The sequence below is a fragment of the Pseudomonas sp. FSL R10-2964 genome, assembly GCF_009600035.1.
Classification (GTDB): domain Bacteria; phylum Pseudomonadota; class Gammaproteobacteria; order Pseudomonadales; family Pseudomonadaceae; genus Aquipseudomonas; species Aquipseudomonas bubulae.
In genome coordinates, this window is the sequence record NZ_WIWH01000005.1 from 148,591 (window position 1) to 154,590 (window position 6,000).

Annotated in this window: 5 protein-coding genes and 1 tRNA gene; 4 read left to right on the top strand and 2 right to left on the bottom strand. The window is 56.7% G+C overall.

Annotation, left to right across the window (positions count from 1 at the left end; translation table 11 throughout):
* Positions 1–40: 40 nt before the first annotated feature.
* Together GHN92_RS04495 and GHN92_RS04500 are read left to right on the top strand one after the other, a co-directional pair.
* Positions 41–214: a DUF3094 family protein gene (locus GHN92_RS04495; protein WP_095001622.1), complete on the top strand. Its 174-nt coding sequence runs from the start codon at positions 41–43 to the stop codon at positions 212–214.
* A gap of 66 nt (positions 215–280) precedes the next feature.
* On the top strand, positions 281–1,582 hold the full coding sequence (locus GHN92_RS04500) for an NAD(P)/FAD-dependent oxidoreductase (protein ID WP_095001623.1): 1,302 nt from the start codon (positions 281–283) through the stop codon (positions 1,580–1,582).
* A gap of 147 nt (positions 1,583–1,729) precedes the next feature.
* Here GHN92_RS04500 and GHN92_RS04505 read toward each other — a convergent pair whose 3' ends face one another.
* Positions 1,730–3,127, bottom strand: coding sequence for a glutamate decarboxylase (locus GHN92_RS04505; protein ID WP_095001624.1), 1,398 nt, complete (start codon positions 3,125–3,127; stop codon positions 1,730–1,732).
* 171 nt (positions 3,128–3,298) lie between these two features.
* On the opposite strand from GHN92_RS04505, the gene glsA reads away from it, so the two are divergent.
* Together glsA and GHN92_RS04515 are read left to right on the top strand one after the other, a co-directional pair.
* Complete coding sequence (gene glsA / locus GHN92_RS04510; RefSeq protein ID WP_095001625.1) at positions 3,299–4,252, top strand: glutaminase A; 954 nt, start codon at positions 3,299–3,301, stop codon at positions 4,250–4,252.
* A gap of 15 nt (positions 4,253–4,267) precedes the next feature.
* Complete coding sequence (locus GHN92_RS04515; RefSeq protein ID WP_153379437.1) at positions 4,268–5,800, top strand: amino acid permease; 1,533 nt, start codon at positions 4,268–4,270, stop codon at positions 5,798–5,800.
* A gap of 118 nt (positions 5,801–5,918) precedes the next feature.
* Here the strand turns inward: GHN92_RS04515 and GHN92_RS04520 are convergent.
* Positions 5,919–5,994: transfer RNA gene (locus GHN92_RS04520), tRNA-Lys, on the bottom strand.
* Between the last annotated feature and the right edge of the window lie 6 nt (positions 5,995–6,000).

Sequence of the window (6,000 nt, forward strand, 5' to 3'; positions counted from 1 at the left end):
TTTACATACCCAGCAACGTCTATTTGACGAGGCCAAAAATATGCCCAGTCGCCTGAACCCCGATGATCTGAAGCGTGTCGAAGAGTACCTTCAATTGCCACAAAATCAGGTTGAGCGCCGCCCTTTCAGGCCCTGGCTGCTCCTTGCCATAGTGGTGATCGCGGTGATCGGCATGGGCCTTTTGAGCCGTTTCCTGAGTTACCTGGCGCTATGAGCTGCATTGCGCTCGCCCGGGGCCACTCAGGCACAGAATTTTTTTCAAGCCTTGTGAGTGATATCCATGACCCATCGTATTGTTATCGTCGGCGGCGGCGCCGGCGGCCTGGAGTTGGCGACCCGCCTGGGCAAGACTCTGGGTAAGCGCGGCAAGGCCAGCGTCACGCTGGTCGATGCCAACCTGACCCATATCTGGAAACCGCTGCTGCATGAAGTTGCTGCCGGCTCATTGAACTCATCGGAAGACGAGCTCAACTACGTCGCCCAGGCCAAATGGAATCACTTTCAGTTCCAGCTGGGCCGCATGAGCGGGCTGGATCGTGAACTGAAAAAGATCTCATTGTCGGCAACCCTCGACGAAAACGGCCAGGAACTGGTACCTGCCCGCGAGTTGGGTTACGACACCCTGGTGATTGCGGTGGGCAGTACCACCAATGACTTCGGTACCAAAGGCGCGGCCGAACACTGCCTGTTCCTCGATACCCGCAAGCAGGCCGAGAAATTTCATCAGCAACTGCTCAATCATTACCTGCGTGCCCACGCAGGGCAAAGCGATACGCTCGAACAGATCAGCGTGGCCATTGTCGGCGCAGGTGCAACCGGAGTCGAGCTGGCTGCCGAACTGCACAATGCCGCCCACGAACTGGCAGCCTATGGCCTGGACCGGATCAAGCCGGAAAACATGCATATCACCCTGATCGAAGCGGGCCCACGGGTATTGCCTGCCCTGCCGGACCGTATCGGCGGGCCTGTGCATAAAACCCTGGAAAAACTCGGGGTCACCGTGCTGACCAACTCCGCAGTCAGCGAAGTAACTGCTGACAGCTTGATAACCAAAGATGGTCAGGTGATTCCTGCAAGTTTGAAGGTTTGGGCTGCGGGCATTCGTGCACCTGGCTTCTTGAAGGAAATTGCCGGGCTGGAAACCAACCGCATCAACCAGTTGGTGGTACGCCCTACCCTGCAAACCACCCGTGACGAGAATATTTTTGCCTTTGGCGATTGCGCCGCCTGCCCGCAACCCGGCACCGACAAGCTGGTGCCGCCTCGCGCCCAGGCTGCTCACCAGCAGGCGTCGTTGCTGGCCAAGTCGCTGAAATTGCGCATTGAAGGTAAAACTCAGCTGCCGGACTACACCTACCGCGATTATGGCTCGCTGATTTCCCTATCGAGCTTTTCGGCTGTGGGTAACTTGATGGGCAGCCTGATGGGTACCGTTATGCTGGAAGGCTGGTTGGCGCGGATGTTCTACATCTCGCTATATCGCATGCACCAGATGGCGCTGTACGGCACCTTCCGCACCTTGATGCTGATGCTGGGCAGCAGGATCGGACGCGGCACCGAGCCGCGCCTGAAACTGCACTAAGTGCGACTACTCTGTAGTCGCTGCCGAAGGCTGCGACAGTAAAAACTGCAACTGTGGGAGCGAGCCTGCTCGCGAAGGTCGTTCGCGAGCAGGCTCGCTCCCACAATAGGGCTTGATCTACAACAGAGTATCTACAGCGCCGCGTAATCAGCGCCCCGCGTGATTACCCGCCTCGGCTTCACGGCCTTTAAAGCCGTGGGGCTGATGCTCGTCAAAGAATTTCACCGCGCGCACAAAGTCCTCCAGCAACAACTTGGCCATGTCGATCGACATACCCTGCTTCACCAGAATCCGCTGCACCACTACGTTCTCGACATTTGCCGGCAAGCTATACGCAGGTACCAGCCAGCCACGGGTGCGCAACCGGTCTGCCAGGTCATACAGCGAATATGAAGTTTTCGCCCCTGGCTTCAGACGCCAGGTCAACGCCGGAATCCCCAGCTGCGGGTCACCGTTATAGAGCATCTCGAACGGTCCGACCTTGACCAGTTCAGCCGCAAGAAACTGTGCCGTCTGGTAGCAGGCTGAATGAATACGCTCATAGCCTTCACGCCCCAGACGCAAGAAGTTGTAGTACTGCGAGATGATCTGCCCGGCCGGACGTGAAAAGTTAAGGGCGAACGTAGGCATATCACCCCCCAGATAATTCACATGAAACACCAGCCCTTCAGGCAGTTCCTTTTCATCCCGCCAAACCACCCAGCCCGCGCCCAGCGGAGCCAGACCGAACTTGTGCCCGGAGGTACTGATGGACTTGACCCGCGGCACGCGGAAATCCCAAAGAATATCCGGCGCACAAAACGGAGCCAGCATCGCGCCACTTGCACCGTCGACGTGCAGATCAATATTCAGACCCGTGCTTTTTTGCAAGTCATCCAGAGCATCGGATAACGGCTTTACGGTTTCATACAGCCCGGTGAACGTCTGGCCAAAGGTCGGCACTACGACGATGGTATTTTCATCGACCCGCTCCAGCATGTCCTCGGGGGTCATAAACCAATGCCCTTCCGACATCGGCACTTCACGAATTTCGACGTCCCAGTAACGGGCAAATTTGTGCCAGCACACCTGCACCGGACCGCACACCATATTCGGCGTAGTTGTCGGCTTGCCTGCCGCCTTGCGCACCGCACGCCAGCGCCACAATGCAGCCAGACCACCCAGCATGCAGGCTTCGCTGGAGCCTACGGTGGAAGTACCGATGGTGGTAGCCGCTTCCGGCGAATGCCATAAGTCCGCCAGCATATGAATACAGCGGTTTTCCAGCTCCGCAGACTGCGGGTACTCATCCTTGTCGATCATGTTCTTGTCGATCGACAGGTCCATCAACTTGTGGACCTCGTCCTCTTCCCACGTCTGGCAAAAGGTCGCGAGGTTCTGCCTGGAGTTTCCATCCAGATACAACTCATCGTGGACCAGTTGGAAAACCTCACCCGGCGCTTGCTCAGCCTCGGGGAACAGCTTGATTGCAGCGGCATGAGCCAGCGCAGAAGAACCAAATACGGGGTCGACGTCCTTGTTGCGCTTGATACGGTGCAGTGCCATGTGAACTCTCCTTGAGTATTGGTCAATCTATGAGCCCGCCGTTGCAACTCTGGCTCAGCTTCGGCCCAGCCAGCATAGCCAAGCATTTGAGGTCTGCCGTCCGATTTCCGACCACCGTGCATTTTCCGATCTATAGTCTCGATTCTCGATAGTACTCACGGAGCGAGCACGATGAAGCAAAGACCCACGACCGTAGACAGCACGGTAAAACAGGCGCTGGACCAGTCCCTGCAACGGTTTGCCAGCAATCAGCACGGCAAGAACGCCAGCTACATCCCTTACCTGGCCTCAGTGCCATCCCATCTGTTCGGCATCAGCATCATGTTCTGCGACGGTACCCATGCAGAAGTGGGCGACACCGATTACGCCTTCGCCATCGAGTCGATTTCCAAGGTATTCACCCTCGCCCATGTACTCGATGAAGTGGGACCCCAAGCCTTGCGCAGCAAGATCGGTTGCGACCCCACAGGTGAGCCGTTCAACTCGGTGATTGCCCTGGAACTGCATAAGGGCCGACCGCTCAACCCCTTTGTAAACGCAGGCGCCATGGCCACTGTCAGCCTCCTCGAAGCCGATACGGCGCAAGCGCGCTGGGACCAGATCCAGGCGACTTACAACCTTTTCGCCGGGCGTGAACTGACGGTCAACGACGAGGTTTATCAATCGGAAGCCAAGACCAACCAGCACAACCGCGGCATTGCCTGGCTATTGCAGAGTTACGGCTATATGTACGCCGACCCGATGGAAGTGTGCGCCGTCTACACCCGTCAATGTTCCGTGGCGATCACCTGCCATGACCTGGTGACCATGGGCGCTACCCTGGCCAATGGTGGCGTCAACCCGATCAGCGGAAAACGCGCGGTTCGGGCCAACAACGTGGCGCCAATCCTCTCCGAGATGACCCTGAATGGCCTGTATGACACCACCGGGGACTGGTACTACAAAGTCGGCCTGCCGGGAAAAAGCGGGGTCGGCGGCGGCATTCTGGCGGTGGTTCCGGGGGTGTGCGCCATCGCCGCCTTTGCCCCGCCACTGGACGGAGCCGGTAACAGCGTTCGCGGTCAACTGGCCGCCGAATACCTTAGCCGCACGCTCAATCTGAGCCTGTTGCACGAATTCGCGTAAGGGAGCGGGATACTTATGGCCACCACCAGCAAAGCTAAAACCTACATGTCCTGGCTGACCATCTGCTTTATGATGGTTGCCGCTGTTGCCAGTATTCGTTCGTTACCCAGCATGGCCGTCTATGGCCTGGGCTCGGTCTTTCTCTATGTCATCCCCGCACTGCTGTTTTTCATTCCGGTATCCCTGGTCGCCTCTGAACTGGGCACAGGCTGGAACGGCGGGATTTATGGCTGGGTAAGACAAGCCTACGGCGACCGCCCGGGCTTTTTCATCATGTGGTTCATGTGGGTACAAGTGGTGGTCTGGTACCCGATTGTGCTCGGGTTTGGCGCCAGCACCATGGCGTATCTGATCAACCCTGAACTGGCCAAAAGCGGTGTATTTACTGCCGCCGTCATCATCGTTTTATACTGGCTATCGACATTTGTGGCACTTAACGGGCTGACAGCACTGTCGAAGCTGACGTCATGGTTCATGCTGCTGGGCACCGCATTACCCGCCGCGCTGCTGGTTTTGCTCGGCGTCGCCTGGCTGGTGCTGGGGCATAAATCAGCCACCCCGTTGACTTGGGATGCCTTGATCCCGGCCATTTTCGATACCCACTCCACAGTCAAATCCGGCTCGCGCAACCTGCACCCGGACTTCTGGCAGGAATTTACCGGCGCCATTACCGGCCTGGTACTGATTGTGAGTAACTTCCTGGCGTTTGCCGGTATCGAAATGAACGCCATTCACGCCCGTGAATTGCGTAACCCGCAAAAGGAAATGCCCCGGGCGATTCTCTTGGCCTTCTTTATGATCCTGCTGGTGTTTATCCCGCCCACGGTGGCGATTTCGCTGGTGGTACCCGCTGACTCAACCAGCCTTACCGCCGGGGTTATCCAGGCTTACGCTGCGTTCTTCCAGGGCTTCGACATGCCATGGGCAACCCTGATCATGGCCATTTTGCTGATTATCGGTGCGTTGGGCGGGGTACTGGCCTGGACTGCCGGGCCGTCTACCGGCTTGCTGTTCGTCGGTAAGGCCGGAATGCTTCCACCTGTGATGCAGGAAGTGAACAAAAAAGGTGTGCAAAAAAACATTCTGTATTTACAGGCCGTTATCGTCACGCTGCTGTCGACGATTTACATCTTTCTCGACAATGTATCCGATGCCTTCTGGATGATCAGTGCGATGGCTGCGCTGATGTACCTGATCATCTACGTATTCATGTTTATGGCGGCCATGAAACTGCGTAAAACACAGCCCAATGTAAAACGCGGCTATGTGCTCAAGGGGCTGCATGGCTGGTGCTACCTGGGGTTGTTTTCAACCTGCGTGGCGCTAATTTTCGGCTTTATTCCGCCCAACAGCTTCAGCAGCATGCCGTTTTTCGAATATGCGGGGATTTTGTTGCTGGGATTGATCGTCGCAGGCGTGCCGCCGTTTATCTTCTATGCATTGCGCAAGCCGTCATGGCAGATGGTGCCCAAGGCAGAAGCGGATCAGTATTCGGCCGCGCTGCAGGATCTTCAGGACGCGGACAACAAGGCTGCAAACCCAAGCTGAAGCAAAAACCTCGTAGCAGCTGCCGAAGAACGAAGGCTGCGACTACAGGGTTACGTTTCCTACAGGCATAAAAAAAGCGTCCAATGGACGCTTTTTTTATGGCTACAGGAGCCGAACATGGTGGGTCGTGTGGGATTCGAACCTACGACCAATTGGTTAAAAGCCAACTGCTCTACCAACTGAGCTAACGACCCAAAAAT